Source organism: Ancylobacter sp. TS-1 (assembly GCF_009223885.1).
In the GTDB taxonomy this organism is placed as follows: Bacteria; Pseudomonadota; Alphaproteobacteria; order Rhizobiales; family Xanthobacteraceae; genus Ancylobacter.
Window position 1 is genome coordinate 739,200 of record NZ_CP045144.1, and the last position, 25,803, is coordinate 765,002.

General features: G+C 68.5%; 25 protein-coding genes. 16 read left to right on the top strand and 9 right to left on the bottom strand.

Annotation, left to right across the window (positions count from 1 at the left end):
* The first annotated feature begins 88 nt into the window (after positions 1-88).
* Positions 89-2,194 (top strand): OmpA family protein, encoded by a 2,106-nt coding sequence (locus tag GBB76_RS03550; RefSeq protein ID WP_152302006.1) that lies wholly within the window; start codon positions 89-91, stop codon positions 2,192-2,194.
* Between the two features lie 5 nt (positions 2,195-2,199).
* Positions 2,200-2,340: a hypothetical protein gene (locus GBB76_RS18710; RefSeq protein ID WP_202911163.1), complete on the top strand. Its 141-nt coding sequence runs from the start codon at positions 2,200-2,202 to the stop codon at positions 2,338-2,340.
* Positions 2,341-2,499: 159 nt separating this feature from the next.
* On the opposite strand, the gene GBB76_RS03555 is transcribed toward GBB76_RS18710, so the two are convergent.
* Complete coding sequence (locus GBB76_RS03555; RefSeq protein ID WP_152302007.1) at positions 2,500-4,752, bottom strand: lytic transglycosylase domain-containing protein; 2,253 nt, start codon at positions 4,750-4,752, stop codon at positions 2,500-2,502.
* Between the two features lie 352 nt (positions 4,753-5,104).
* Here GBB76_RS03555 and dapA point away from each other — a divergent pair, with 352 nt between their 5' ends.
* Entirely contained in the window at positions 5,105-5,995 is an 891-nt protein-coding gene (gene dapA / locus GBB76_RS03560) for a 4-hydroxy-tetrahydrodipicolinate synthase (protein ID WP_152302008.1), read from the top strand.
* A 40-nt stretch (positions 5,996-6,035) separates the two neighbouring features.
* Positions 6,036-6,509 (top strand): SsrA-binding protein SmpB, encoded by a 474-nt coding sequence (gene smpB / locus GBB76_RS03565; RefSeq protein WP_152302009.1) that lies wholly within the window; start codon positions 6,036-6,038, stop codon positions 6,507-6,509.
* Positions 6,510-6,716: 207 nt separating this feature from the next.
* Here smpB and efp read toward each other — a convergent pair whose 3' ends face one another.
* Complete coding sequence (efp, locus tag GBB76_RS03570) at positions 6,717-7,286, bottom strand: elongation factor P (protein ID WP_152302010.1); 570 nt, start codon at positions 7,284-7,286, stop codon at positions 6,717-6,719.
* A gap of 125 nt (positions 7,287-7,411) precedes the next feature.
* On the opposite strand from efp, the gene epmA reads away from it, so the two are divergent.
* Positions 7,412-8,455: an EF-P lysine aminoacylase EpmA gene (epmA, locus tag GBB76_RS03575; RefSeq protein WP_152302011.1), complete on the top strand. Its 1,044-nt coding sequence runs from the start codon at positions 7,412-7,414 to the stop codon at positions 8,453-8,455.
* Here the strand turns inward: epmA and GBB76_RS03580 are convergent.
* Together GBB76_RS03580 and GBB76_RS03585 are read right to left on the bottom strand one after the other, a co-directional pair.
* Positions 8,452-9,132, bottom strand: coding sequence for a uracil-DNA glycosylase (locus GBB76_RS03580; RefSeq protein ID WP_152302012.1), 681 nt, complete (start codon positions 9,130-9,132; stop codon positions 8,452-8,454). The two genes, epmA and GBB76_RS03580, sit on opposite strands and share 4 nt — an antisense overlap.
* A gap of 11 nt (positions 9,133-9,143) precedes the next feature.
* Positions 9,144-9,767, bottom strand: a complete 624-nt coding sequence (locus GBB76_RS03585) for an NYN domain-containing protein (RefSeq protein WP_152302013.1) — start codon at positions 9,765-9,767, stop codon at positions 9,144-9,146.
* Positions 9,768-10,032: 265 nt separating this feature from the next.
* Here GBB76_RS03585 and rpoZ point away from each other — a divergent pair, with 265 nt between their 5' ends.
* From rpoZ to recO, 10 genes are all read left to right on the top strand, one after another.
* A complete protein-coding gene (gene rpoZ, locus GBB76_RS03590) occupies positions 10,033-10,422 on the top strand; it encodes a DNA-directed RNA polymerase subunit omega (RefSeq protein ID WP_152302014.1) in 390 nt (129 codons plus the stop codon).
* Positions 10,423-10,579: 157 nt separating this feature from the next.
* Positions 10,580-12,781, top strand: coding sequence for a bifunctional (p)ppGpp synthetase/guanosine-3',5'-bis(diphosphate) 3'-pyrophosphohydrolase (locus tag GBB76_RS03595; RefSeq protein WP_152302015.1), 2,202 nt, complete (start codon positions 10,580-10,582; stop codon positions 12,779-12,781).
* A gap of 66 nt (positions 12,782-12,847) precedes the next feature.
* Positions 12,848-13,042, top strand: coding sequence for a CsbD family protein (locus tag GBB76_RS03600; RefSeq protein ID WP_152302016.1), 195 nt, complete (start codon positions 12,848-12,850; stop codon positions 13,040-13,042).
* A gap of 78 nt (positions 13,043-13,120) precedes the next feature.
* Positions 13,121-13,714, top strand: coding sequence for an orotate phosphoribosyltransferase (pyrE, locus tag GBB76_RS03605; protein ID WP_152302017.1), 594 nt, complete (start codon positions 13,121-13,123; stop codon positions 13,712-13,714).
* Between the two features lie 4 nt (positions 13,715-13,718).
* On the top strand, positions 13,719-14,495 hold the full coding sequence (locus GBB76_RS03610) for a pyridoxine 5'-phosphate synthase (RefSeq protein WP_152302018.1): 777 nt from the start codon (positions 13,719-13,721) through the stop codon (positions 14,493-14,495).
* Positions 14,496-14,511: 16 nt separating this feature from the next.
* On the top strand, positions 14,512-14,922 hold the full coding sequence (acpS, locus tag GBB76_RS03615) for a holo-ACP synthase (RefSeq protein ID WP_152302019.1): 411 nt from the start codon (positions 14,512-14,514) through the stop codon (positions 14,920-14,922).
* Positions 14,923-15,044: 122 nt separating this feature from the next.
* Entirely contained in the window at positions 15,045-15,800 is a 756-nt protein-coding gene (gene lepB, locus GBB76_RS03620) for a signal peptidase I (RefSeq protein ID WP_152302020.1), read from the top strand.
* Positions 15,797-16,516, top strand: coding sequence for a ribonuclease III (gene rnc / locus GBB76_RS03625; RefSeq protein ID WP_152302021.1), 720 nt, complete (start codon positions 15,797-15,799; stop codon positions 16,514-16,516). The genes lepB and rnc overlap by 4 nt, the downstream gene beginning before the upstream one ends.
* The gene (era, locus tag GBB76_RS03630; protein WP_152302022.1) at positions 16,513-17,424 is read left to right on the top strand and encodes a GTPase Era; all 912 of its coding nucleotides are present in this window, start codon (positions 16,513-16,515) and stop codon (positions 17,422-17,424) included. Before rnc ends, era begins: the two co-directional genes overlap by 4 nt.
* Before the next feature lie 9 nt (positions 17,425-17,433).
* Entirely contained in the window at positions 17,434-18,162 is a 729-nt protein-coding gene (recO, locus tag GBB76_RS03635) for a DNA repair protein RecO (RefSeq protein ID WP_152302023.1), read from the top strand.
* On the opposite strand, the gene GBB76_RS03640 is transcribed toward recO, so the two are convergent.
* Complete coding sequence (locus tag GBB76_RS03640) at positions 18,155-18,457, bottom strand: hypothetical protein (protein ID WP_152302024.1); 303 nt, start codon at positions 18,455-18,457, stop codon at positions 18,155-18,157. The two genes, recO and GBB76_RS03640, sit on opposite strands and share 8 nt — an antisense overlap.
* Positions 18,458-18,707: 250 nt before the next feature.
* Between GBB76_RS03640 and parC the strand changes: the two genes are divergently transcribed.
* Positions 18,708-20,942, top strand: coding sequence for a DNA topoisomerase IV subunit A (gene parC, locus GBB76_RS03645; protein ID WP_152302025.1), 2,235 nt, complete (start codon positions 18,708-18,710; stop codon positions 20,940-20,942).
* A gap of 134 nt (positions 20,943-21,076) precedes the next feature.
* On the opposite strand, the gene GBB76_RS03650 is transcribed toward parC, so the two are convergent.
* The 4 genes from GBB76_RS03650 to GBB76_RS03665 form a co-directional block, all read right to left on the bottom strand.
* Positions 21,077-23,092, bottom strand: a complete 2,016-nt coding sequence (locus GBB76_RS03650) for a PhoX family phosphatase (protein ID WP_152302026.1) — start codon at positions 23,090-23,092, stop codon at positions 21,077-21,079.
* 92 nt (positions 23,093-23,184) lie between these two features.
* Complete coding sequence (locus tag GBB76_RS03655) at positions 23,185-23,934, bottom strand: arginyltransferase (protein WP_152302027.1); 750 nt, start codon at positions 23,932-23,934, stop codon at positions 23,185-23,187.
* An 85-nt stretch (positions 23,935-24,019) separates the two neighbouring features.
* Complete coding sequence (locus tag GBB76_RS03660) at positions 24,020-24,535, bottom strand: RDD family protein (protein WP_152302028.1); 516 nt, start codon at positions 24,533-24,535, stop codon at positions 24,020-24,022.
* A 36-nt stretch (positions 24,536-24,571) separates the two neighbouring features.
* Entirely contained in the window at positions 24,572-25,798 is a 1,227-nt protein-coding gene (locus GBB76_RS03665; RefSeq protein WP_152302029.1) for a threonine ammonia-lyase, read from the bottom strand.
* Between the last annotated feature and the right edge of the window lie 5 nt (positions 25,799-25,803).

Sequence of the window (25,803 nt, forward strand, 5' to 3'; positions counted from 1 at the left end):
GGGCGGCTTCCTGATGCCGCCGATCTATGATGAAGTCCCCCCGCCTCGCGGCCGGTCGAATCCGGCTTCAGGACGGGAGACGGGATTGATGTGTCGTTGGCGTGCCTGGTGGAAAGGTCTGCCGGCCCTTGCCGCGCTGGTCGGCCTCGCCGTGGTCTTCGCGCGCGGGCCCGTCGAGGAGCACCTCACCACCCGGGCCGAATCCCTGCTGTCGGAGATCGGCGAATCCTGGGCGCATGCCCGCTTCGAGGGCCGCAGCGCGGTGCTCGAGGGCGAGGCGCTCTCCGAGGAAGCGCGCATCAAGGTCCGCAACGAACTCGGCCAGCTCTTCGGCGTGCGGCTGGTCGACGACCGCACGACGCTGCTGCCCGAGCGCCGGCCCTTCACCTTCTCGGCGATACGTGACGGCAGCAAGTTGCATCTGGAGGGCTACGTGCCCTCCGCCTATGCACGCCGCCGCATCGCCGCCGCCGCGCAGGAGATGGCACCCGGTGTCGTGGTGACGGGCGAAAAGGAGCTGGTCCGGGCGCGCGGCGTGCCCGCCGGCGACTTCATCGGCGTGGTGGCCTTCGGCATCCAGCAACTGGCGAAGATGCCGGCGGGTCGCGTCACCATCTCGGACGATTCTTTCTCCATCGAGGGCCGCGCGCCCGATTTCGCCACCTATGACGCGCTGGAAGTGACGGTGCGCAGCGAACTGCCGGGCGACTTCAAGCTGGCCCGCTTCGCAGTCCTGCCGCCGGCCGTCTCGCCCTTCATCTGGTCGGCGACGCGCGAGCCGGACGGCGTGACGCTGTCGGGCTATATCCCGCTCGGCGATGCGCGCCGCTCGCTGCTCGACATGGTGCGCGCGGCGGTGCCGGGCGCCGCCATTTCCGACCGGCTGCGGCTGGCGGATGGCGCGCCGCCGACGGATGGCTGGCTCAAGGCGGTGTCCTTCGCGCTGAACCAGCTCGGGCGGCTGCCGAACGGCAAGGTCACGCTGTCGGGCACGACGATTGCCATCGAGGGCACGGCGCCGGACTTCGCCGCCTATGATTCGCTGGCAGGCGCGCGGCGCACGGTGCCCGAGGGCTACACGCTCACCCGCTTCGCGGTCGAGCCGCCGGCGGCAAATCCCTTCGTCTGGGGCGTGCAGCGCAACGCCGGAGGGCTGCGGCTCACCGGCTTCGCACCTTCGGAAGAGGCCAAGCGCCTGATCCTCGATGCCGTGCGCGGCGACTTTCCCGGCGTGCCGGTGAGCGACGAGATGCGGATCGCCTCGGGCGGACCCGGTGCCGAGGGATGGGTCGCGGCCACCAGCTTCGGCGTCGACCAGCTCTCGAAGCTGCTGGCCGGCGCGGTGCGCGGCAACGGCTCCACCCTGTCGATCTCCGGCGAGGCGCAGGACTCGGCGGCCTTCACCACCGTTCTGGCGGCTATCGACCAGTCGCCGCCGAAAGGCTTCATGCTGCGGGCCGATGTCCGCCCGCCGGTCGTCTCGCCCTATGTGTTCAGCCTGCGAAAGGATGTCGACGGGCTGACCGTTTCCGGCTTCTTCCCGTCGCCGACCGAGCATGAGCGGCTGATCGCCGCCGCGAAGACGCAGTTCCTCGGGGCGCCGGTCAACGACGTGTCGGCCGTGGCGCAGGGCGCCCCGCAGGGCTTCACCGCCGCTGCCATGGCGGCCATGCGCCAGCTCTCGCGGCTGGAGGCCGGCGAGGCCCGCTTCGACGACGCGAAGCTGAAGCTGACGGGTACCGCCCTCTATCCCGCCGCCATCGCCTCCATACGTTCCACGCTGGCCGAGGCGCTGCCCGAGGGCATTACCCTCGATATCGGTCTCGACGTCGCCCCGCCGCGTCCCCCACTCGACCGCGCTGCCTGCCAGAAGGTGATCGACGATCTGCTCGCCAAGGGCGCCATCGTCTTCGCCGGGGAGGGGGCCGCGATCGATCCGGCGAGCTTCGGCGTTCTCGACCAGGTGGCGGCCGTCGCGGCAAGCTGCCCCGACGCTTCCATCGACATCCGGGTGCGCCAGCCGGAGGCCGGCAACGCCGTGTCGACCGCGCGGGCGCAGGCGCTGACGCAGTATCTCGCCGCCGCCGGCATCGCGCCCGACCGTCTTCTCACCGGCGCCTCCGCTGACGTCGCGGCGCAGGGCCCGAGCACTGGCGGCGCCGACGCGGCCGGCATCCAGTTGATCGTGAGGTGACGGCGATGTGGTTCCTGGCCCTCGAACTGTGGCCCTATCTTCTTGCCGCGCTCGGCATCGGGCTGGTCACCGGCTGGCTGAGCGGCTGCGGTCCGTCACGTCGCGCCGCCGACGCGTCTGGCGAGAACGGCGAGGCCACGTCATGACGCCCTTCGCCCTTGAGGTCGCGCTTCTGCTGCTGGCGGCCTATGTCGTCGGCTGTGTCGGCGGTTGCTGGTTGCGGCGGCTCTGCACGCGCCGCCGGGCGGGTTGACGCAGCCTCACGCGGGCTCCGCCTGTCGCCGGTCAGACGCGGTGCGGCGTGGTCAGAGGCGCGAGCCGCGCAGATCCGCCTCGATTTGCAACGTGTCGCGCGAGCCGAAGCGGGACTTGTAGACCTGCGTGTTCTCCATCACGCGCTGCACATAGTTGCGCGTCTCGGAGAAGGGGATGCGCTCGACCCAGTCGATGGGATCGACCGAGGGGTCGCGCGGGTCGCCATACTGGGCGATCCACTTCGCCACATTGCCCCGGCCGGCATTGTAGCCGGCGAAGGTCAGGACATAGTTGTTCTGGTAGTTGTCGAGCAGGCTGCGCAGCTCGGCGGCGCCGAACTGCACGTTGACCGCCGGTTCGGCGAGGCGCCGGGGATCCAGCGTCACGCCGGTGCGCTTGGCGATGGTGCGGCCGGTCGCCGGCATCACCTGCATGAGCCCGGTGGCGCCGGCGCGCGAGATCGCCGAGGGATTGAACATGCTCTCCTGCCGGGCGATGGCGTAGACGAGCGCGCGGTCGACATCCTCGGTGATCGGCCGATAGCTCGGCATGCCGATGGTCGGGTAGGCCTCGGCCTCGAGCGGAATGCCGCGGTTCAGCGCGACCTTGCCGATGGTGGTCATGGTGCGCGCGTCGCCCTGCGACTTGGCGAGTTCGGCCAGCAGGCCAAGCTGCGCGGCGTCGGGCAGGCGCTCGGCGAGGTCGTAGGCGAGCGCGATCGACAGGGTCGACTTGTCGAGCCGTTCCAGCACCTTGAAGATCATCACGCCCTCGTCGCGGGCGAAGGTGGCGCGCTGGCTGGCACTGGCGGCCGGCGCCGTCTTGATCTTCACGCGGTCGATGCCGAGCCGGGCGCTGGCAAGCTGGCCGTAATAGGCGGTGCCGTACTCGGCCGCCGCCTGATACTGGGTGCGGGCATTGCCGGTGGAGCCGAGCGCCTCATAGGCGCGCCCCTGCCAGTAATAGCCGCGCGAGACGGTGGCCGGGTGGGTCTGGTTCTCCGGCACCTTGGCGAAGTGCTGGAGGGCGGTCTTCGGATCGTTGAGGAAGCGCAGCGCGATCCAGCCCGAGGTGAACTGCTGCTCGGCGCGCATGTGCTCGTCGTCGGGCGTCGCCGCCTCGCGCGCCACCTTGTAGGCGGTGCGGCTGTCACCCTTGTCGAGCAGGCCGCGCGCCACCAGCCGGCGCTCGATCCACCATTCGTCGGGATCGACCAGCAAGCCGGCATCCCTCGGCGCGCGGGCGAGGGTGGCCGCCGCCGCCGCGTGGTCGCCATTGCGGCGCTGCATCTTGGCGAGCGTGTAGATATAGGCCGGGTCCGACTTCATCGAGGCCGGCACGGCCGCCAGCAGCTTGCCGACATCGCCCTTGCCCGAGGACATGGCGATGCGGGCGCGGGCGAGGGCGGCGACATCGTCGCCGGCCCGCTGCGCGGCCCGCAGGCCACGGTCGGCGTCCTCGGCATAGAGCAGCTTGTCGGCCCGGTATTTGTGGTCCGTGCGGGTCAGCAGGCCGCCGAACTCGACCATCACGGTCGATTCCGCCTCCGAGGAGAGCGGGTCCTCCTGCCAGGCGTTGCGCAGCCAGGCGGCGCCGGCCTTTTGGTCGCCGGCGGCGAACAGGGCCCGGGCAAGGGCGACCTTGCCCTCGCCGGAGAGCGGCGCCTGTTCGGCGAAGAAATCGAGAATCGTCTGGGGATCGCGGTTCTCGGCATAGAGAAGGAATTCGAGCCGGCGCCGCAGCACGGTCGGGGTCGGCAAGGTCGGGTGCGCGCGCAGGATCGCCACGGCGCGGTCATAGCCGACATCCCGCGCGGTGACGCGCAGGGCGAGCCAGCGCACCAGCGCCTGCGAGCCGGGGTCGCGCATCGCGTCGGCCATGGCGAGCGCCTGCGCGCTGTTGCCGGCCTCGATGAGCTTCACCGCCTGCTGCAGATCGCTCATGGCGCCGGACAGGACGGGCGCGGGAAGCGTCGCCGCCGCCGCTCCCGCAGCGGCCGCCGTCGCCTTGGCGGGCTTGCCCTTGGCCGGCTTTTCCTTGGTGGCGCTCTTGGTCGACGGCTTGGCAGACGGCTTGGCCGGAGGCTTCGGCGCCGTAGCGGACTTCTTGGCCGGCTTAGGGGGCGGCGTGGGGGTCGGCGTCGCGGCCTCGGCACGGGCGATCAGGCCGGGCGAGACGATGGCGGCCGAGCCGAGCAGCAGCGCCGCCGTGACCTGAAGGAACGCGGCAGGGCGCGCCGTGCGGCGGCCCGCGACGGCGAGAGAGGGACGGTCGACCCGAAATTCGTTCACCGACTCGCCCATGGGCTTTGACACTCCCGTCCAACCGACGCTAACGGCACGGCGCCGGAACGCCTCGTGCACGTCTGTTGTCCCGCGATCTTATTGACGAATTGCTAACCACATCCCCCGCGCCGGTGTCGTGGCGGGCCTAGCCCACCCCCGGCCGCGCCGCCAGATGTCTCGCCATAGCCGGTCAAGCGGGCGAAACCGGGGCAGGGTGCCGCAGCGGACCGGCTTTGCCAAGCGGCCGCAAACAATGCGCTTCCTTCGGCCGCGCCGACGCGATATCTCATGCCCCCCGACAATGAAGGCCTCTCGCGCCCGTGCCCGGCACGATGCGCGACAACGACGAGAAAGACCTCAGGAGCGCGCCATGCCTCACTCGCTGCCCTTCCGTGGATCCTTTACGGCACTCGTGACGCCGTTCCGCGACGGCGCGCTGGACGAGAAAGCGTTCCGGGATCTCGTCGACTGGCAGATCGAGGAAGGCATTCACGGCCTTGTGCCCGTCGGCACCACCGGCGAGAGCCCCACCGTCTCCCATGAGGAGCACAAGGCTGTCGTCGAGTGGACCGTGCAGCAGTCGCGCGGCCGCGTGCCTGTGATCGCCGGCGCGGGCTCGAACAACACGATCGAGGCGATCGACCTCGCGCGCCACGCGGAGAGCGCCGGTGCCGACGCCGTGCTGGTGGTGACGCCCTATTACAACAAGCCCGGTCCGGAAGGGCTGTACCAGCACTACAAGGCCATCAACGATGCGATCGGCATCCCGATCTACATCTACAACATCCCCGGCCGGTCGGTGATCGACATGTCGGTGGAGACGATGGCCCGGCTGTACGAACTGCCGAACATCGCCGGCGTGAAGGACGCGACCGCCAACCTCGCGCGGGTGAGCCAGCAGCGCCAGGCGATGGGCCCGGCCTTCAACCAGCTTTCCGGCGAGGACGCGACGGCGCTGGCCTTCATGGCGCATGGTGGCGACGGCTGCATCTCGGTCGCCTCCAACGTGGCGCCGAAGCTCTGCGCCCAGCTCATCGACGCCTGCATCGCCGGCGACTATGTCAAGGCGCTGGAGTTTCAGGACCGGCTGTTCCCGCTGTTCCAGGCCCTGTTCGTTGAAACCAACCCGAGCCCCACCAAATATGCACTGAGCCTGCTCGGCAAGATCGTCGACGAGGCGCGCCTGCCGATGGTGCCGGTGAGCGAGAAGACCAAGGGTATCGTCCGCGACGCCATGCGCCACGCCGGACTGATCAACTGAAGATGTAGCGGGGCAAGCGCTCCGTTACGGAGCGAGAGCGATGGCCGAAAAGAAAGTCCAGGCACGCAAGGTCGTCGCCGATAACCGGCGGGCGCGGTTCGACTTCGACATCGGCGAGGTGTTCGAAGCCGGAATCGCGCTTTCCGGAACCGAGGTGAAAAGCCTGCGGAACGGCCGGGCGACGGTGGCGGAGAGCTACGTCTCGGCGAAGACCGGCGAGGCGATCATCTACAACACCTTCATACCGGAATACCTGCAGGCGAACCGCTTCAACCACGAGCCGCGCCGCCCGCGCAAGCTGCTGCTGCACAAGCGCGAGATCGCCAAGATCTGGCAGGCGGTCGAGCGCGAGGGCATGACGGTGGTGCCGCTGCGCATCTTCTTCAACGAGCAGGGCCGGGCCAAGGTGGAGATCGCCATCGCCCGCGGGCGCAAGGCGCACGACAAGCGCGAGGCGCTGAAGGAAAAGGACTGGGCCCGCGACAAGCAGCGCCTGATGCGCGACCGGGGGTAGAGATCGTCTGTCCGGCCGTCATGGCCGGGCTTGGCCCGGCCATCCACGTCTTGATCCGCGCCGAGCATTAAGTCGTGGATCCCCGGGCCAAGCCCGGGGATGACGTCGCTCAGAGTGGAAGCCGCGCCGCAATCACGAACTCCGAGCTGAAACAAAAGAAAAGCCCGGCACTTGGCCGGGCTTTTTGATTCGGTCTGTCAGCGCCGCTCAGTCCTTGGCGCGCTCGACATAGGAGCCGTCGGCGGTCATCACCACGATGCGGGTGCCGACGCCGATATGCGGCGGGACGGCCGAGCGCACGCCATTCGACAGCACCGCCGGCTTGTAGGAGGAGGAGGCCGTCTGGCCCTTCATCGCCGGCTCGGTGTCGACCACTTCGAGCACCACGCGCTGAGGCAGCTCGATGGCGATGCCGACGCCGTCGTGCATCTTCAGCATGACCTGCATGCTTTCCTGAAGATAGGCGGCCTGATCGCCGACCACGTCGGGATGCACCGCGACCTGATCGTAATTCTCGGGGTTCATGAAGTGATAGCCCTCGCCATCCGAATACAGGAAGGTGAAGGGCCGGTCCTCGACATGGGCGCGCTCGACCTGCTCGGTGGTGCGGTAGCGCTCGGAGATCTTAACGCCATCGGAGATGCGGCGCATGTCGAGCTGGGTCACCGGGGTGCCCTTGCCGGGATGAATGTTGTCGGCAGTCAGAACGACATAGAGCTTGCCGTCGATGTCGACCACATTGCCCTTGCGCAGCGTGCTGGCGATGACCTTGACCATAGAGGTCCTCTGGCTGTTGGGTGCGCCGCGTCGCGCGGAGGCACCGGGGGATTCCTTTGGGGGCCTCCTATACAAGCGCGCCCGCTATCCGCCAACCCCGGCGACACAACCTCACGGGAGTCCCCATGTCAGCCGAAGCCTCGCCATGGTGGTCGCCTTCCGTGCATGCCGACCGCCGGCCCTTCCTGCTGGCCCGCCAGCGCGTGCAGGCGGCGCTGCGTGCCTTCTTCGGCGCGCGCGGCTTCATCGAGGTCGAGACGCCGATCCTTCAGGTCTCGCCGGGCAACGAGGTGCATCTGCGCGCCTTCGCCACCGCGCTTGAGCGGCCCGACGGCTCAACGGCGCCGCGCTACCTGCACACCTCGCCGGAGTTCACCGCCAAGAAGCTGCTGGCCGCCGGAGAGACCCGGCTGTTCACGCTGGCGCGGGTGTTCCGCAATGGCGAGCGCACCGCGCTGCACCACCCCGAGTTCACCATGCTGGAATGGTACCGTGCGGGGGAGGGCTACGAGGCGCTGATGCGCGACTGCACCGCCCTGCTGGCGGCGACGGCGGAGACGGTCGGCGTGCGCCAGTTTCATTTCGGCGGGCATGTCTGCGACGTCAGCCTCTCCGCCGAGCGGCTGACCGTGGCCGAGGCCTTCACGCGTTTCGCCGGCATCGACCTGATGGCGACGGTCGGCCGGGAAGACAATGACCGCGAGCGGCTCTGGCAGGCGGCCCATGCCGCCGGCATCAGGGTGGCGCCCGACGACACATGGGCCGACGTGTTCACCCGCGTGATGGTCGAGAAGATCGAGCCCCGGCTCGGCATCGGCCGGCCGACCATTCTGTGCGAATACCCGATCTCGGAAGCCGCGCTGGCCCGGCCGAAGCCCGAGGACCCGCGCGTCGCCGAGCGGTTCGAGCTCTATGTCTGCGCGGTGGAGCTGGCCAACGGCTTCGGCGAGCTGACCGATCCGGTCGAGCAGCGCCGCCGCTTCATCGCCTGGATGGACGAGAAGGAACGTCTTTACGGGGATCGCTATCCCGTCGACGAGGATTTCCTCGAAGCCCTCGCCGTGATGCCCGAGGCGTCCGGCATCGCGCTCGGCTTCGACCGGCTGGTGATGCTGGCGGCCGGGGCGCGGCGGATCGAGGACGTGCTCTGGGCGCCGGTCGCGCCCTAACCCAGCGCGTCGATATGGGCGCGCACCCTGGCGAAGACGGCGTGGAACATGGCGGGCGTCAGCACGCCGGTGTTCGTGTTGTAGCGGGAGCAGTGATAGCTGTCGAAGAGCACCACATTGCCGAGGCGATGCACCGCGCCATGGGCGAATTTGTGGTGCGAGAGCCGCTCGCCATGCGCCGCCAGCACCTGGTCATGGGCGATCTTGCCCAATGCGACGATGGCGCTCAGTCCCGGCAGCAGGCCGATGGTGGCTGCGAGGAAGGGTCGGCACGCCTTCATCTCGTCGGTGGTCGGCTTGTTCTCCGGCGGCACGCAACGCACCGCATTGGTGAGGCGGGCATCGACCAGCCGCAGCGAATCGTCCGGCCGCGCCTCGAAGGTGCCGGTGGCGAAGCCGTAGGCGATCAGGGTCGAGTAGAGCAGGTCGCCGGCATAGTCGCCGGTGAAGGGGCGCCCCGTCCGGTTCGCTCCGCGCAGGCCCGGCGCCAGCCCGACGATGAGCAGCCGCCCGTCGACCGGCCCGAAGGAGGGCACCGGCGCATTGTGCCAGCCCGGCTCCTCGCCGCGCCAGTGCTCGCGGAAGGCGACGAGGCGCGGGCAGAACGGGCAGTCGCGCGCGGGCTCGGCCGGCGCCGGCGCGAGCGATTCGGCAGCGAAAGCGCCCCGGGATGCCACGCGCCGTTCCCTCAGGAGTCCGAGGCGTCGTCGCTCTCATCCGCCGGCGGCGGCGCGGTCCGTCGCTCGAGGAAGCGCGGCGTCTCCTGCATGCGGCCCGAGCGGTCGGCCGGGTCGCGTCCGATGCGGGCCTGGAGGTCGACGAGATCGAGGAACACATCGGCCTGACGGCGCAGCTCGTCGGCGATCATCGGCGGCTGGGTGTGGATGCTGGAGACCACGGTGACGCGCACGCCCTTGCGCTGGATCGCCTCGACCAGCGAGCGGAAATCGCCGTCGCCGGAGAAGATCACGATGTGGTCGACATGGGAGGCGAGTTCCATGGCGGCCACGGCCAGCTCGATATCCATGTTGCCGCGCACGCGCCGGCGGCCCTGGCTGTCGGTGAATTCCCGCGCCGGCTTGGTGACGACCGAATAGCCATTGTAGTCGAGCCAGTCGAGCAGCGGGCGGATCGAGGAATACTCCGTATCCTCGACCAGAGTGGTGTAATAGAATGCCCGCAACACATAGCCACGGCCCTGAAAGTCCTTCAGGAGTCGCTTGTAGTCGATATCGAAGCCAAGGGACTTTGTTGCCGAATAGAGATTGGCGCCATCAATGAAAAGGGCGATCTTTTCCATACTTTGAACCATACTCGGAAATACCGAACTCGTAAGATTGCAACGCCTTGCGCCGCTGCTGGAGAGCGGCGCGTCTGCCCCCGCATAGACATAGCGCATTTGTGGCGACCGCGAGACGGCGGCGTGGAGTTGCCGGGTCTTTTGCAGTGGATGGCCGTTCCGGCGGGGAGGGCGGGGCGCGGCCCTCGCTCGCCCGGGCGTGCCGTATGACCCTTGCTCCATCAGCCTCATTGGTTTAATGAGGCCGCTTCCCTTACACCGCCAGGAGTGCCGAAGCATGGCTCGCGTCACCGTCGAGGACTGCATCGACAAGGTCGACAATCGCTTCGAGCTGGTTCTGCTTGCCGGCCATCGCGCGCGCGTGATCGCGTCGGGCTCGCCGATCACCGTCGACCGCGACAACGACAAGAACCCCGTCGTCGCCCTGCGCGAGATTGCCGACGAGACGATCTCGCCGGACGATCTGCGCGAGGAACTGATCCACTCGCTCCAGAAGTTCACCGAGGTGGACGAGCCGGAGCCCGAGACCGTGCCGATGATCGCGTCGGCCGGCTCCGAGGGCGCCGACGATTCCGACATCATGCTCGACCGCATGACCGAGGAAGAGCTTCTGGCCGGTCTCCAGGGCCTCGTGCCGCCGGAGCCGAGCGACGACGACGAAGGCTGACCGGACCCGTTCCGGAACCTGCGACGGCCCGGCCCAGTGCCGGGCCGTTCGCGTTTTTGGGCGTCCGCGCAGGCACAAGCGACTTGCGACTCTGCGGCGCCCGGACGATATCTAGCCTATCGGCCATTCCGGCCGGCCATTCTCGCGAGTCCCTGTCATGATGCGGCAGTACGAGCTCGTCGAGCGCGTACGCCGGTACAATCCCAATACCGACGAAGCGCTGCTCGATCGCGCTTACGTCTATGCGATGCGTGCCCACGGCACGCAGAAGCGCGCTTCCGGCGATCCTTATTTCTCGCATCCGCTCGAAGTCGCCGCGATCCTGACGGACCTGAAGCTGGACGACGCGACCATCGTCGCGGCGCTGCTGCACGACACCATCGAGGACACCGACGCCACCCGCGAGGAGATCGACAGGATCTTCAGCCCGCAGATCGGCGCGCTGGTGGAAGGCCTCACCAAGATCAAGAAGCTGGACCTCGTGTCCAAGCAGGCCAAGCAGGCGGAAAACCTGCGCAAGCTGCTCCTTGCCATCGCCGACGATGTGCGCGTGCTGCTGGTGAAGCTGGCCGACCGGCTGCACAACATGCGCACGCTGAAATGGGTGCCGGAGGAAAAGCGTTCCCGCGTCGCGCAGGAGACGCTCGACATCTACGCCCCGCTCGCCGGCCGCATGGGCATGCACGACATGCGCGAGGAGCTGGAGGACCTGTCCTTCCGCCAGCTTTCGCCGGAAGCCTATGATTCCATCCTCAACCGCCTGCAGGCGCTGAAGGAGAACAATGGCGAGCTGGTCGCCTCCATTGAGCGCGAGCTGTCCGACGCCATCGCCCAGAAGGACCTGTCGGCGACGGTGAAGGGGCGCGAGAAGCGGCCCTATTCGATCTGGCGCAAGATGGAGCAGAAGTCGGTCGCCTTCGAGCAGCTTTCCGACATTTACGGCTTCCGCATCCTCGTCGAGCGGATCGAGGAATGCTACGCGGCGCTCGGCGTGGTCCATACCAAATGGCCGCTCGTTCCCGGCCGCTTCAAGGACTACATCTCGACGCCGAAGCAGAACGACTACCGCTCCATCCACACCACGGTGGTCGGGCCGGGCCGCCAGCGCGTCGAACTGCAGATCCGCACCCGGCAGATGCACGAGATCGCCGAATACGGCATCGCGGCGCACGCGCTCTACAAGGACAACGGCGCCTCCGACCCGCTGACCCGCGAATCCGGCGCCTATGCCTGGCTGCGGCGGACCATCGAGCTGCTGGCCGAGGGCTCGAGCCCAGAGGAATTCCTCGAGCATACCAAGCTCGAACTGTTCCACGACCAGGTGTTCTGCTTCACCCCGAAGGGGCGGCTCATCACCCTGCCGCGCCGGGCCACGCCGATCGACTTCGCCTATGCGGTGCATACGGGCGTCGGCGACCGGGCGGTCGGCGCCAAGATCAACGGCAAGATTTCCCCGCTGGTGTCCGAGTTGCAGAACGGCGACGAGGTGGAGATCATCACCGCCTCCGGCCAGACACCGCCGGCGGCGTGGGAATCCATCGTCGTCACCGGCAAGGCGCGCGCCGCCATCCGCCGCGCCACGCGCGCCGCGGTGCGCGCACAATATGCCGGGCTCGGCAAGAAGATCGTCGAGCGGGCCATCGTGCGCGCCGGCAAGGTGTTCTCCGAGGAGAAGCTCGCCGGCTCGGTCGGCCGCCTCGCGCGCCAGTCGCTGGAGGATGTCTACGCGGCGGTCGGGCGCGGCGAGATGCGCTCGGACGACGTGGTGAAGGCGATCTATCCCGAATGGACCGCCCCGCGCGCCGAGGATCGCGCCGCGCTCAAGGGCGAGGGCTGGTTCGAGCTGGAGCAGGGCCAGAGCCTCAAATTCAAGATCCCCGGTATCGAGAGCGACCCCGATCCCAAGACCGCCATTCCCATTCGCGGCATCAACCGCGAACTGCCGGTGCGCTTTGCTCCGAATGGCGGCGCCGTGCCGGGCGACCGCATCGTCGGCATCCTGTCGCCGGGCGAGGGCATCACCGTCTACCCGATCCAGTCGCCGGCGCTGCAGGAGTTCGAGGAAGAGCCCGAACGCTGGCTGGACGTGCGCTGGGACGTCGAGGAGGACGACCCGCAGCGCTTCCCGGTGCAGATCATCGTCGTCGCCACCAACGAGCCCGGCTCGCTGGCGCAGGTGGCGCAGGTGATCGGCGAGCGCGACGGCAACATCGAGAATCTGCGCATGTCGTCCCGCTCCGCCGATTTCACCCGCATGGTGATCGACATCGGCGTGTACGACCTGCGCCACCTCAACGGCATCATCACCGATCTGCGGGCGCGTCCGGTGGTGTCGTCGGTCGAGCGCGTCAACGGCTGACCGGGAACCGGACGGCCACCTCCGCGTTGCCCCGGCAGTGCCGTGACACGACCGGAGGAGCGCGCGATGGCGAACGATCAGATCCTGGCCAGTTTCCGCATCGTCTCGGGCGCCGCCCGTCAGTTCTGGGGCCGGATGGCCGGCGACCATCTGATGGCGGCGAGCGGTCGTCTCGAACAGGTCGCCGGAGAAGCCGCGCTCGCCTGCGTGCGGGCCCGCCGGCACGGCCTCGCCCGGGAGTTGCCTCCGACGGGGGCGTGAGGGAGCCGGCACGGGTGACGCGGCGGGCCGGATGGGCTATCACCGCACCCGTTCTGAAACTTCCTCCGGGCATTGAAAATGACACAAGACGAGGTCGTGGCCGAGTTCCGTGCGGCCGGCGCGCTGCTTGAGGGCCATTTCATCCTGTCGTCGGGCCTGCGCAGCCCCGTCTTCCTGCAAAAGATGTTCATCTTTCAGGACCCGGTCCGCACCGAGCGGCTGTGCAAGGCGCTGGCGCAGAAGGCCGAGGCGGCCTTCGGCAAGATCGACTATGTGGTCTCGCCCGCCGTCGGCGGCATCGTCCCCGGCTACGAGACCGCCCGCCAGCTCGGCGCCAAGGCGGTCTTCGTCGAGCGCGAGGACGGCCGCTTCCAGCTTCGTCGCGGCTTCACCATTCCCCCGGAGGCCAGGGTGCTGATGGTCGAGGACATCGTGACGACGGGCCTGTCCTCGCGCGAATGCCTCGCCTCCATCGCCGAGCACACGGCCAATGTCGTCGGCGCCGCCTGCCTGATCGACCGCTCGAACGGCAAGGCCGATCTGGGCGTGCCTCTCGTGGCGCTGGCGCGGCTCGACATTCCGGCCTATCCCGCCGACGCGCTGCCGCCGGAACTGGCGGCACTGCCGCCGGTCAAGCCCGGCTCGCGCGGCATCCAGGGCGCGAAGGGCTGAGACGATGACCCGCGTCGTTTCTCCCCTCCGCCTGGGCGTCAACATCGACCATGTGGCCACCGTGCGTAACGCGCGTGGTGGCGCGCTGCCGGATCCCGTGCGCGCGGCCCAGCTTGCCTGCGCCGCCGGAGCCGACGGCATCACCGCGCATCTGCGCGAGGACCGTCGCCATATCCGCGACACCGACATGCGCCGCCTGCGCGAGCACCTCACCGTGCCGCTGAACTTCGAAATGGCGGCGACCGACGAAATGGTCGCCATCGCCCTCGAACACCTGCCCCATGCCGCCTGCCTCGTGCCGGAGCGGCGCGAGGAGCGCACCACCGAGGGCGGGCTCGATGTGATCGGCGGCGGCATCGAACTGGCCCACAAGGTCGAGAAGCTCGCCCATGCCGGCATCCGCGTGTCGCTCTTCGTCGCGCCCGACGAGGACCAGATCGCCCGTGCCGCCGACATTGGCGCCGCCGTGGTCGAGCTGCATACCGGCGCCTGGTGCGATCTTCTCGCCGAGGGCCGGGCCGCCGAGGCGGAGGAGGAATTCGCCCGCCTGCGTCGCGCCGCCGTGCAGGGCGCCGCATTCGGACTGGAAATCCATGCCGGCCACGGCCTCGACTATGCCAGCGCCGAAACCATCGCCGCGCTGGAGCCGGTGCGGGAACTGAACATCGGCCACTTCCTCATCGGCGAGGCCATCTTCGTCGGGCTGGAGGCGGCGGTCCGCCACATGCGCGTCGCCATGGCGCGCGGGCGTGCGCGCCTCGGCGCGTCGCAGGCGGCGTGAGAGCGGGGCAGGGCGCGTGATCATCGGCATCGGATCGGACATCACGGATGCGCGGCGCGTCGCCGAGGTGCTGGAGCGCCACGGCGAGCGTTTCCTCGACCGGGTGTTTACGCCGGTCGAGCGCGCCAGGTCCGACCGGCGCACCCGCCGCGCCGAGAGCTACGCCAAGCGCTTCGCGGCCAAGGAGGCCTGCGCCAAGGCGCTCGGCACCGGGCTGGCGCAGGGCGTGTTCTGGCGCGACATGGGCGTGGTGAACCTTCCCTCCGGCCGCCCGACCATGGAGCTGACCGGCGGCGCCCGCGCCCGGCTGGACGCCATCACGCCGGCAGGCTTCGAGGCGCGCATTGACCTCACCATTACCGATGACGGGCCGCTGGCGCAGGCTTTCGTTATCATCAGCGCGGTTCCCGGATCGCACGGGGGATGACCTCCCGTCACCTCGTGCGAACGTGACTTGCGCGCGTTGCCGCTTCGTCTGCGAGCGGCTATAGGAGCGCGACGGCCGCCGCCGGCGGCGCACGCCGTGCGGCACGTGCACCGGAAAGCGACATGACAGCGACGAGCGAACAGAAGAAGAAGGAAGGCGGCCTCGGCGAGACCATCAAGGTCATCCTTCAGGCCTTTCTCATCGCCATCCTGATCCGTACCTTCCTCTTCCAGCCCTTCAACATTCCGTCCGGATCGATGAAGGAGACGCTGCTGGTCGGCGACTACCTGTTCGTCTCCAAGTTCAGCTACGGCTATTCGCGCTTCTCGCTGCCCTTCTCGCCGCCGCTTTTCGACGGACGCCTGCTCGGCTCGACGCCGAACCGCGGCGACGTCGTGGTGTTCAAGCTGCCGCGCGACGAGAGCACCGACTACATCAAACGCGTGATCGGCCTGCCGGGCGACGAGATCCAGATGATCAACGGCGTGCTCAACATCAACGGCGTGCCGGTGCAGCGCGTGGATGCCGGCTACTGGATGGACGACGAGGGCGGCGGGCGCGTCGAGCGCGTCAAGCGCTGGACCGAGACCCTGCCGAACGGCGTCAGCTACTACACGCTCGATCTGGTCGACAACGGCTTCTACGACAACACCCAGGTCTACAAGGTGCCGCCCAACCATTACTTCATGATGGGCGACAACCGCGACAATTCCACCGACAGCCGCGTGCTCAGCCAGGTCGGCTACGTCCCCTACGAGAACCTCATCGGGCGCGCCCAGATGATCTTCTTCTCGGTGAAGGAAGGCGACGCCGCCTGGCAGTTCTGGAAGTGGCCCTGGACGGTACGCTGGGACCGCATCTTCTCCTTCGTGCGATGACGCGCAGCCCCTCGCGCGCGGACGACGACGCCGGTCTTGACGTGCTTGAGGCGACGCTCGGGCACCGCTTCCGGGATCGCGCGCATCTGCGCCTCGCCCTGACCCACATCAGCTCGATCACTGGCCTGCAGGGCACGAAGGCGCGCGTGCGCTCCTATCAGCGCCTGGAATTCCTCGGCGACCACGTGCTCGGCCTCGTGGTGTCCGACATGCTCTTCCGGGCCTATCCGCAGGCGGAGGAGGGCGAGCTCTCGCGCCGCCTCGCCGATCTCGTCTGCGAGGACGCCTGCGCCGACGTGGCGCGCGCCATGGGCCTCGGGCCGCATCTGCGGCTGGGTTCCGGCGAGGACCGCACCGGCGGGCGCGAGCGGCCGGCCATTCTGGCGGACGTCGCCGAGGCCGTGCTGGCGGCGGTCTATCTCGATGCCGGATTTGCGGCCGCCGAGGCGACGGTGGAGCGGTTCTGGCGCCCGCGCCTGTCGACACCCGGCAGTTCCGCCCGCGACGCCAAGACGGCGCTGCAGGAATGGGCGCAGGGGCGCGGTCTGCCGCCGCCGTATTACCGGCTGGTCGAGCGTTCCGGTCCCGATCATAATCCCGAATTCCGGATCGCCGTCGAGGTGCCCGGCTATACGCCGGTCGAGGCGACCGGTCCGTCCAAGCAGAACGCGCAGAAATCCGCCGCTGCGGCGTTCCTCGAACAGGTTACCGAATGAACGAGTCGACCGAACAGACGCGCTGCGGATTCGTTGCCCTGATCGGGGCGCCGAACGCGGGCAAGTCGACGCTTACCAATGCGCTGGTCGGCACCAAGGTGTCGATCGTCTCGCATAAGGTGCAGACCACGCGCTCGCTGGTGCGCGGCATCGCCCTCGACGGGGTGACGCAGATCATCCTCGTCGACACGCCCGGCATCTTCGCGCCGAAGCGCCGGCTGGAAAAGGCGATGGTGCGCTCAGCCTGGACCGGGGCGGGCGATGCCGACGCCGTGGTGCTGCTGGTCGACGCGCGCGCCGGCCTCACCGAGGATGTGCAGGCGATCATCCGCGGGCTAGTCGACGTGAAGCGTCCGCGCGCGATCCTGCTCAACAAGATCGACCTGGTGAAGCGCGATACCCTGCTCGAACTCGCCGCCAAGGTGGCCGAGCTGATCACTTTCGACCGGCTGTTCATGGTCTCGGCGCTCTCCGGCGACGGCCTCGTGGAACTGCGCGAATGGCTCGCCCAGACCCTGCCGCTCGGCCCGTGGCTCTATCCCGAGGACCAGATCTCCGACGCGCCGATGCGCATGCTGGCGGCCGAAATCACCCGCGAGAAGCTGTTCCATCGCCTGCACGAGGAACTGCCCTACCGCTCGACGGTGGAAACCGACTCCTGGCAGGAGCGCAAGGACGGCTCCGTGCGCATCGAGCAGACCATCTTCGTCGAGCGCGAGAGCCAGCGGAAGATCGTGCTCGGCAAGTCCGGCGAGACGATCAAGGCGATCTCCATGGCGGCCCGCAAGGAGCTGACCGAGATCGTCGAGTCGCCGGTTCACCTGTTCCTGTTCGTGAAGGTGCGCGAGAACTGGGCCGACGACCCCGAGCGCTACCGCGAGATGGGGCTCGATTTCCCGCACGAGTGAGGCGCTCCGATGGAGTGGTCCGACGAGGGCATCATCCTCGGCCTGCGCCGCCACGGCGAGGCCAATGCCATCGTCGAACTGATGACCGCTGCCCATGGCCGCCATCTCGGCCTCGTGCGGGGCGGCGGCTCGCGCCGGCAGGCGGCGGCGCTCCAGCCCGGCAACGGCGTCAGCGTGGTCTGGCGGGCGCGGCTCGACGAGCATCTCGGCGCCTTCGCGCTGGAAGTCACCACGCCGCGCGCCGCCCGGCTGATGGCCCACGCCCATTCCGCCTTCGCGCTGAGCCATATCGGCAGCCTGCTGCGGCTTCTGCCGGAACGCGATCCCCATCCCGCCCTGCATGCGGCGCTGGAGGCCGTGGTCGGGCATCTCGACGAGGCGCGCCTGACCGGCATGATCATCGCCCGGCTGGAACTGATGATGCTGGCGGAGCTCGGCTTCGGCCTCGATCTGGAAAGCTGCGCGGCGACCGGCGGGCGCAACGACCTGCTCTACGTGTCGCCGAAATCGGGACGCGCGGTGAGCCGCGATGCCGGCGAGCCCTGGCGGGCCCAGCTGCTGCAGCTGCCCTTCTTCCTGATCAGCGAAGTGGCCGAGCCGCCCTCGCGCGACGACGTGGAGGCCGCTTTCGACCTTACCGGCTACTTCCTGGCGCGCCGGGTCTTCGAACCGCGCGGGCTCGCTCTGCCGGATGCCCGCGCGTCGCTGCTGGCGTCGCTGCGGCGGACGGCTAGTTGAGCGGCGTGGTGAAGGTCGAATCGGCGTAGTAGCGGCCGTTGTAGAAGAAGCGCTGGCCGACCCAGACCGTGTTGCACATGGGCACACGGATATAGACGGTCCGCCCGCGCGGATCGCGCCGTGCCACCTGCCGCTCGCGGCAGACATTCACCCAGCCTGTCGATCCCGATGTCTGCGGCGGGGCCTGCTCGCGCAGACCCAGATAGACATAGGTCGGCGGACTGGCGGCCGCTGCCGGCGCCGCGATGGCCGTCGTGATCGTGAGCGCGGCCAAGGCCGCAAGAATGATCTTCATACCGGAAGCCCCCGCTTCGCGTAGACGAGCAAGACTACTCCGATAGGGATAGAGTGAAAAGAGTTTAGTTCGATTTTCAAACCAAGATCGAACATGTCCTGTGCAGACGCGCGCCGACGGTGGCCGCCTTCGGGCCCGAGGCGCCTTGAATCCACTTGGCTGGGGATAGTGCAGCGGTTGGAACCGGCTCGGCCGGGCCGGACCCGCGTTCGCGTCTTGTTCCTGCCGCCGCTTCGGGTTAGCAGAAGACATGGGTGAGCCACCGATTCCGACCGACGACGGCACGATCGAACCGATCGGGCTCAAGGCGGCGCTCGAGGAGCGCTACCTCGCCTATGCGCTTTCCACTATCATGCACCGCGCCCTGCCGGACGCCCGCGACGGGCTGAAGCCGGTGCACCGGCGCATTCTCTACGGCATGCGGCTGCTGCGGCTCGATCCCGGCGGCGGCTTCCGCAAGAGCGCCAAGATCGTCGGCGACGTGATGGGCTCGTTCCATCCGCACGGCAACATGGCGATCTACGACGCCATGGTGCGTCTGGCGCAGGATTTCTCGCAGCGCTACCCGCTCGTCGACGGGCAGGGCAATTTCGGCAATATCGACGGCGACAACGCCGCCGCCGAACGCTACACCGAGGCACGCCTGACCGAGGTCGCGCGCCTGATCCTCGACGGCATCGACGAGGACGCGGTCGACTTCCGCCCGAACTATGACGGCACCACGGAAGAACCCGTGGTCATGCCGGGGGCGTTCCCCAACCTGCTCGCCAACGGCTCCACCGGAATCGCCGTCGGCATGGCGACTTCGATCCCGCCGCACAACGCGGCCGAGCTGATCGACGCCAGCCTGCATCTGATCGAAAACCGGCAGGCGACCACCGACGACCTGCTGAAATTCGTACAGGGCCCCGATTTCCCGACCGGCGGCGTCATCATCGAATCGCCGTCCTCCATCGCCGATGCCTACGCTACCGGGCGCGGCGGCTTTCGGCTGCGGGCGCGCTGGGAGAAGGAAGAGACCGGGCGCGGCACCTATGTGATCGTCGTCACCGAGATTCCCTACGGCGTGCCGAAGTCGCGCCTCGTGGAGAAGATCGCCGACCTGCTCAACGAGAAAAAGCTGCCGCTGCTCGCCGATGTGCGCGACGAGAGCGCCGAGGATGTGCGCCTCGTGCTGGAGCCGCGGGCGCGAAACGTCGATGCCGAGCTGCTGATGGAAAGCCTGTTCCGGCTCACCGAGCTGGAAACGCGCTTCCCGCTCAACATGAACGTTCTCGTCGGCGGACAGGTGCCGAAGGTGGTGAGCCTCGGCGAGGCGCTGCGCGAATGGGTCGACCATCGCCGCGAGGTGCTGCTGCGCCGCTCGCGCCACCGCCTCGCCGAGATCGAGCGCCGGCTGGAAGTGCTGGCCGGCTACCTGATCGCCTATCTCAACCTCGACGAGGTGATCCGCATCATCCGCGAGGAGGACGAGCCCAAGCCGACGCTGATCAGGACGTTCGAACTGACCGACGTGCAGGCCGAGGCGATCCTCAACATGCGCCTGCGCAGCCTGCGCAAGCTCGAGGAATTCGAGATCCGCAAGGAACACGACGCGCTCTCCAAGGAGAAGGAGGGCATCGAAGCGTTGCTCGCCTCCGAGGCGAAGCAGTGGAAGACCGTGGCCTGGCAGCTCGGCGAGACGCGCAAGATGTTCGCGCCCGAGACGACACTCGGCCGCCGCCGGACCACCTTTGGTCAGGCCGCCGCGCACGATGCGGGCGCGGTGATCGAGGCGCTGGTGGAGCGCGAGCCGATCACCGTCGTTGTCTCCGAAAAGGGCTGGATCCGCGCCCTCAAGGGCCATGTGGCCGACCTCGCCACGCTGGCCTTCAAGGGTGACGACAAGCTCAAGCTGCGCTTCTTCACTGAGACGACGGCCAAGCTGCTGGTCTTCGCCACCAATGGACGCTTCTACACGCTGGAGGCTTCCAAGCTGCCGGGCGGGCGCGGCCATGGCGAACCGCTGCGTCTGTCGATTGATCTCGAGCAGGAAGCCGACATCGTGGACGTGCTGCCCTATCAGGGCGGGCGCAGGCTGCTGGTGGCGGCCAAGGAAGGGCGCGGCTTCCTCGTTTCCGAGGATGAGTGCCTCGCCAATACCCGCAAGGGCAAGCAGGTGCTGGGCGTCGACGGGCAGGATGCGGTGAAGGTGGTGCCAGCGGTCGGCGATACGGTGGCAGTGATCGGCGAGAACCGGAAGCTGCTGGTGTTCCCGCTGGCACAGATACCCGAGATGGTGCGCGGGCGCGGTGTGCGTCTCCAGCGCTACAAGGACGGCGCGATGAGCGACGTGAAGGTCTTCGCCGCCGCCGACGGCCTGACCTGGACCGACACGTCGGACCGCACCTGGACCGTTACCGACCTCACCGAATGGCGCGGCGAGCGCGCCGGCGCCGGCCGGCTGCCGCCCAAGGGCTTCCCGCGCACCAACAGGTTCGCCTGAAAAAGCCGCCGGCCCGAGGGAGCCGGCGGCCAAGTTTTTTCGTCGGTCCGGTTGGGGAACGCGGTAGGGGGCCTCACTCTCGCAACGCGACGTCCGGCCGGCCCCTTACGAGGACCGGCCGGTAGAAAACGGTCTCAGATGCCGATCTTGCCGCCGTCCTTCTTGGTGATGACCACGACCGCCGGGCGCACCGGCATGTCGTCCTTGAAGTCCGGCCAGCGGGTGGAAAGGTCCTCGTAGTAGGACGGGCGGCCGAAGGGCGCCCAGTCGGTGCCGCCGTCGCCGGGGTGCTGCACGGCGACGAAGGCGGCGCGGTCGTCCGGCGAGAACAGCGGGCCGCACAGCTCGGCGCCGACCGGGACGCGGAAGAACAGCTTCGACGTCGCCCGGGCGCCGCCCTCGACATCCACCGCCCAGAGCCCGTCCGTGCGGCCGGTCTCCTTCGGGCTGTTGCCGTCGGTCGCCACCCACAGCCGCCCGGCCGAATCGACCGCGCAGTTGTCGGGCATGCCGAACCAGCCATTGCGCGTGGTGTCGGTGGAGAAGGAGGCGCCGACCGCCGCCACGGAGGGATCGCCGCACTTCAGCAGCACTTCCCACGTGCCCTTGGTGGCGGCGAAGTCTCCATCGGCCTCGGTTAGCTCGATGATGTGGCCGAAGGCGTTCTTGGCGCGCGGGTTGGCGGCGTCGACCTGGTCGTCCTTGCGCTTGGTGTTGTTGGTCAGCATGACATAGACCTTGCCGTTGACACCGTTCGGCTGGATGTCCTCGGGCCGGTCCATCTTGGTGGCGCCGAGCAGGTCGGCGGCGCGGCGGGTTTCGATCAGCACATCGGCCTGGCTGGCGAAGCCGTTGGCGGCGGTGAGCGGGCCCTCGCCGAAGACCAGCGGCATCCAGGCCAGCGCGCCGTCGGCGTCGAACTTGGCGACGTAGAGCGTGCCGGAATCGAGCAGGTCGACATTGGCGGCGCGGTCGTTCGGGTTGAACGTGCCGGCAGTCACGAACTTGTAGACGTAGTCGAAGCGCTCGTCGTCGCCGAGGTAGAACACCACCCGGCCGTCCTTCGCCACGATCGACTCGGCGCCCTCATGCTTGAAGCGGCCCAGCGCGGTGCGCTTCTTCGGCACCGAATTCGGGTCGTTCACGTCCACTTCGACGATCCAGCCGAAGCGGTTCGGCTCGTTCGGCTCCTTGGCGAGGTCGAAGCGGGGATAGATGTTGCCCCACTCATAGGCGCCTTCCGGCACGCCGTAGCGCTTGTAGTTGGCGGCCTCCTTGTGGCCCTCGGGCAGCTTGCCGAGGAAATAGCCGTGGAAATTCTCCTCGGCCATCACATAGGTGCCCCAGGGGGTGACACCGCCGGCGCAGTTGTTCAGCGTGCCGATCACCTTGGTGCCGGTCGCGTCTTCCGCCGTCTTCAGGCGGTCGCTGCCGGCAGCCGGGCCGGTGATCTGCATCGGCGTGGTGGAGGTGATGCGGCGGTTGAGCTTGCCCTCGCGCACGACCTGCCACTTGCCGTCGACCTTGCGGATCTCGACGATGCTGCCGCCATGCGCGGCCATCTCGATGTCGACGCGCTTCCGGTCGGCCGGGGCCACCTTGAGCTTGCCTTCCGACACATTGACGATGCCGGGGAACATCAGGTGTTCGTTGGTGTATTCGTGATTCACCACCAGCAGGCCGTGCTCGGCCGAGCCGTCGAGCGGGATGAAGCCGACATAGTCGTTATTGTAGCCGAACTGGCGGCGCTGGGCCTCGGCGCTCTGGTTCTTCGGGTCGAAGGCCGGCGAATCGGGGAACAGGGCATCGCCCCAGCGCAGCAGCACGTCGGCGTCGTAGCCTTCGGCCACGTGGTGGGTCTGGTCGACGCCCGCCTCGACCTCGACGAAGGTGAAGGCCGAGTTGCCGGCGACATTGCCGGCCGCATTCGCCTTCTCGGCGGACAGCAGCGCCATCGGGCCGACGGTGGAGGCAATGGCGGAGACGGCGAGCGAGCCCTTCAGCAGGCCGCGTCGCGAGAAGCGGATGGAGATGAGTTCGCCCATCGTCGGGTTGACGGTCGGATTGCTGCCCGCGCCCTCGGCCTCTTCGAGAAGGCTGGTGCGGAAGGGCGACTTCTGAGCGTCGTGATCACGGGTTTCGTCGGTCATGGGGGGCTCCGGCAGGTTGACCCGCTCCGGTCTGGAGACGTTCCAATCTGCTAGGCCGGGCCGATCACAGGGGCATGACACCGGCGGCAGGTCTACTCGTCGTAGCGCACCCAGCCGGCCGGGGCGAGGCGCTCCTGCGGCACGAAGCGGCGCTTGTAGTTCATCTTGTCGGACCCTTCGACCCAGTAGCCGAGATAGACATAGGGCAGGCCCATCGCCTTCGCCTTGGCGATGTGGTCGAGGATCATGAAGGTGCCGAGCGAACGGCCGGGCGCTTCCGGCTCGTAGAACGAGTAGACCATGGACAGGCCGTCGGCGAGCACGTCGGTCAGCGCCACGCCATGCAGCGCGCCCTGTCCGCGCCCGTGCACCGCCGTGCCCGGCCCGCGCCGGCGATACTCGATGAGGCGGGTGCGGACATGGCTGTCCTCCACCATCATGGCGTAGTCGAGCACGGTCATGTCGGCCATGCCGCCATCGGAATGCCGGCTGTCGAGATAGGCGCGGAACAACGAATACTGCTCGGCGGTCGGCACGGCGGCGCGGATGTCGCCGATCAGGTCCTCATTGGCCTGGCGGACCCGGCGGAAGCTGCGCGTCTCGCGGAAATCGTCGACGCAGACCCGCACCGAGACGCAGGCCCGGCACTGCTCGCAGGCCGGCCGGTAGGCGATGGACTGGCTGCGCCGGAATCCGCCATGCGTCAGCACGTCGTTGAGCTGCGTCGCCCGCTCGCCGACGAGATGCGTGAAGACCTTCCGCTCCGACCGGCCCGGCAGATACGGGCAGGGCGAGGGGGCGGTGAGGTAGAATTGCGGTGTGTCGCGCGGGTGTTCGGTCACGGGTTCTTCACGCAGGGGATGCGCCAAGGATTGCGCGCCCCGGCCCGGACGTCAAAGCCCCAATTTCACCGGTCGCGCTTTCGTGTCAGCGATAGCGGCTCAGTTCGAGGATCCGCGCCTCGTTGTTGACCACGACGGTGCCGATGATGAAGTCGTGCAGCAGGCGTTTGCGGCCGTTGAAGAGCGCGACGATGGCGACCAGCGGGGTGAACACGCTGGTCGCGACCCAGAACAGCACGACGCTGACCACGGCGAGGGTCGGGGTCATCGGCGCGCCGTCGAGCTGGCGCATCTCGACGCCCATGGCGCGCATGCCGAGCGTCGCGCTCTGCCGGCCGCCGAGGGTGAGGCCGGCATAGATGAGCGCCCACACGACCGAGGTCGGGCCGACGAGGCTGAACAGGAACCAGCCCAGCCCGAGGGTGAGGAAGCCGAACACGAAGATCACCAGCCCGGCCATGGCGATCGGCACCGAGACGATGACCGCGTCGAGCAGGAAGGCGACGAAGCGGCGGGAGAGAACGCCGTGGAAATATTCCGGTTCGGAGACCGGATCGAAGGCATAGGGCCTCGGCTCACGGGAATAGGGCGCCTCGCTCATGCCGGGTCCTCTGCCTTTCGGTTTGCGCGCACGGCGTCAGCCGCCCGCGTGCCAGTCGATGCGCGTCACATCCATGCCGTTCTCGATCAGCGCCCGGTGCACCTCGTCGGCATGGGCGCGGTCGCGGGTCTCGACCGTCACGTCGAGACGGGCGCCCTTGGCGTGCACGTCGAGGAAGTGGCGCTTGTGCTCCACTTCGAGGATGTTCGCGCCGAGATCGCCGAGCAGCGTCGAGATGATGCCGAGCTCGCCCGGCCGGTCGAGCATGGAAAAGCGGAACGAGACGATTCGTTCCTCGCGCTCCAGCTCGCGCATCATGATCGAGGCCACGATGCGCGGGTCGATATTGCCGCCCGAGACCACCAGCCCGACCTTGCGCCCGCGATAGCGGTCGGGATCGGCGAGCAGGGCGGCGAGCCCGGCGGCGCCGGCGCCCTCGGCCAGCGTCTTCTGCTGCGTCAGGAACAGGTTCACCGCGCGCTCGATGGTGGGCTCGTCCACCAGCACCACGTCGGAGACGAGGGCGGAGACCAGTTCGCGGGTGAGCACGCCGGCCTGCTTGACCGCGATGCCCTCGGCCAGCGTGGCGCCCTCGCAGGGCAGGTTCTGCTGGTGCAGCGCGTTCCACATGCAGGGATACAGGCGCGTCTCGACGCCGACGATCTCGATGTCGGGCCGCATGTCGCGCGCGGCGACCGCCATTCCGGAGATCATGCCGCCGCCGCCGACCGGCACCAGCAGCGCGTCGAGGTCGGGCGCGTCCTCCAGCATCTCGGCGGCGATGGAACCCTGTCCGGCGATGACATGGGCGTCGTCATAGGGATGCACCCAGACGAGGTGCTCCTGCTGGGCGATGCGGTCGGCCTCCTCGGAGGCGTCGCCGACCGACTCGCCGTGCAGCACGACGCGGGCGCCATGCGCCTCGGTCGCCGCCACCTTCACGATCGGCGTGTGCTTTGGCATGACGATGGTGGCGCGGATGCCGAGCCGGGCGGCGTGGTAGGCGACCGCCTGCGCGTGATTGCCGGCCGACATCGCCACGACGCCGGCGGCGCGCTCCTGCGGCGACAGGCTGGAAAGCTTCACCAGCGCACCGCGCTCCTTGAAGCTCGCCGTGACCTGGAGGTTCTCGTACTTCACATAGACATGGGCGCCCGTAATCGCCGAGAGGCGCGGCGCCGGCAGCGTGGGCGTGCGCAGCACCGCGCCGTCCAGCAGCAAGCGTGCGGCGGCAACGTCGGCGGGAGAGACGGGCAGGGTCATCGAAC

Coding starts and splice junctions, on each gene's coding strand:
- GBB76_RS03550 (WP_152302006.1), top strand. CDS start 89: ATGTGTCGTTGGCGTGCCTGGTGGAAAGGTCTGCCGGCCCTTGCCGCG.
- GBB76_RS18710 (WP_202911163.1), top strand. CDS start 2,200: ATGTGGTTCCTGGCCCTCGAACTGTGGCCCTATCTTCTTGCCGCGCTC.
- GBB76_RS03555 (WP_152302007.1), bottom strand. CDS start 4,752: ATGGGCGAGTCGGTGAACGAATTTCGGGTCGACCGTCCCTCTCTCGCC.
- dapA (WP_152302008.1), top strand. CDS start 5,105: ATGCCTCACTCGCTGCCCTTCCGTGGATCCTTTACGGCACTCGTGACG.
- smpB (WP_152302009.1), top strand. CDS start 6,036: ATGGCCGAAAAGAAAGTCCAGGCACGCAAGGTCGTCGCCGATAACCGG.
- efp (WP_152302010.1), bottom strand. CDS start 7,286: ATGGTCAAGGTCATCGCCAGCACGCTGCGCAAGGGCAATGTGGTCGAC.
- epmA (WP_152302011.1), top strand. CDS start 7,412: ATGTCAGCCGAAGCCTCGCCATGGTGGTCGCCTTCCGTGCATGCCGAC.
- GBB76_RS03585 (WP_152302013.1), bottom strand. CDS start 9,767: ATGGTTCAAAGTATGGAAAAGATCGCCCTTTTCATTGATGGCGCCAAT.
- rpoZ (WP_152302014.1), top strand. CDS start 10,033: ATGGCTCGCGTCACCGTCGAGGACTGCATCGACAAGGTCGACAATCGC.
- GBB76_RS03595 (WP_152302015.1), top strand. CDS start 10,580: ATGATGCGGCAGTACGAGCTCGTCGAGCGCGTACGCCGGTACAATCCC.
- GBB76_RS03600 (WP_152302016.1), top strand. CDS start 12,848: ATGGCGAACGATCAGATCCTGGCCAGTTTCCGCATCGTCTCGGGCGCC.
- pyrE (WP_152302017.1), top strand. CDS start 13,121: ATGACACAAGACGAGGTCGTGGCCGAGTTCCGTGCGGCCGGCGCGCTG.
- GBB76_RS03610 (WP_152302018.1), top strand. CDS start 13,719: ATGACCCGCGTCGTTTCTCCCCTCCGCCTGGGCGTCAACATCGACCAT.
- lepB (WP_152302020.1), top strand. CDS start 15,045: ATGACAGCGACGAGCGAACAGAAGAAGAAGGAAGGCGGCCTCGGCGAG.
- rnc (WP_152302021.1), top strand. CDS start 15,797: ATGACGCGCAGCCCCTCGCGCGCGGACGACGACGCCGGTCTTGACGTG.
- era (WP_152302022.1), top strand. CDS start 16,513: ATGAACGAGTCGACCGAACAGACGCGCTGCGGATTCGTTGCCCTGATC.
- recO (WP_152302023.1), top strand. CDS start 17,434: ATGGAGTGGTCCGACGAGGGCATCATCCTCGGCCTGCGCCGCCACGGC.
- GBB76_RS03640 (WP_152302024.1), bottom strand. CDS start 18,457: ATGAAGATCATTCTTGCGGCCTTGGCCGCGCTCACGATCACGACGGCC.
- parC (WP_152302025.1), top strand. CDS start 18,708: ATGGGTGAGCCACCGATTCCGACCGACGACGGCACGATCGAACCGATC.
- GBB76_RS03650 (WP_152302026.1), bottom strand. CDS start 23,092: ATGACCGACGAAACCCGTGATCACGACGCTCAGAAGTCGCCCTTCCGC.
- GBB76_RS03660 (WP_152302028.1), bottom strand. CDS start 24,535: ATGAGCGAGGCGCCCTATTCCCGTGAGCCGAGGCCCTATGCCTTCGAT.
- GBB76_RS03665 (WP_152302029.1), bottom strand. CDS start 25,798: ATGACCCTGCCCGTCTCTCCCGCCGACGTTGCCGCCGCACGCTTGCTG.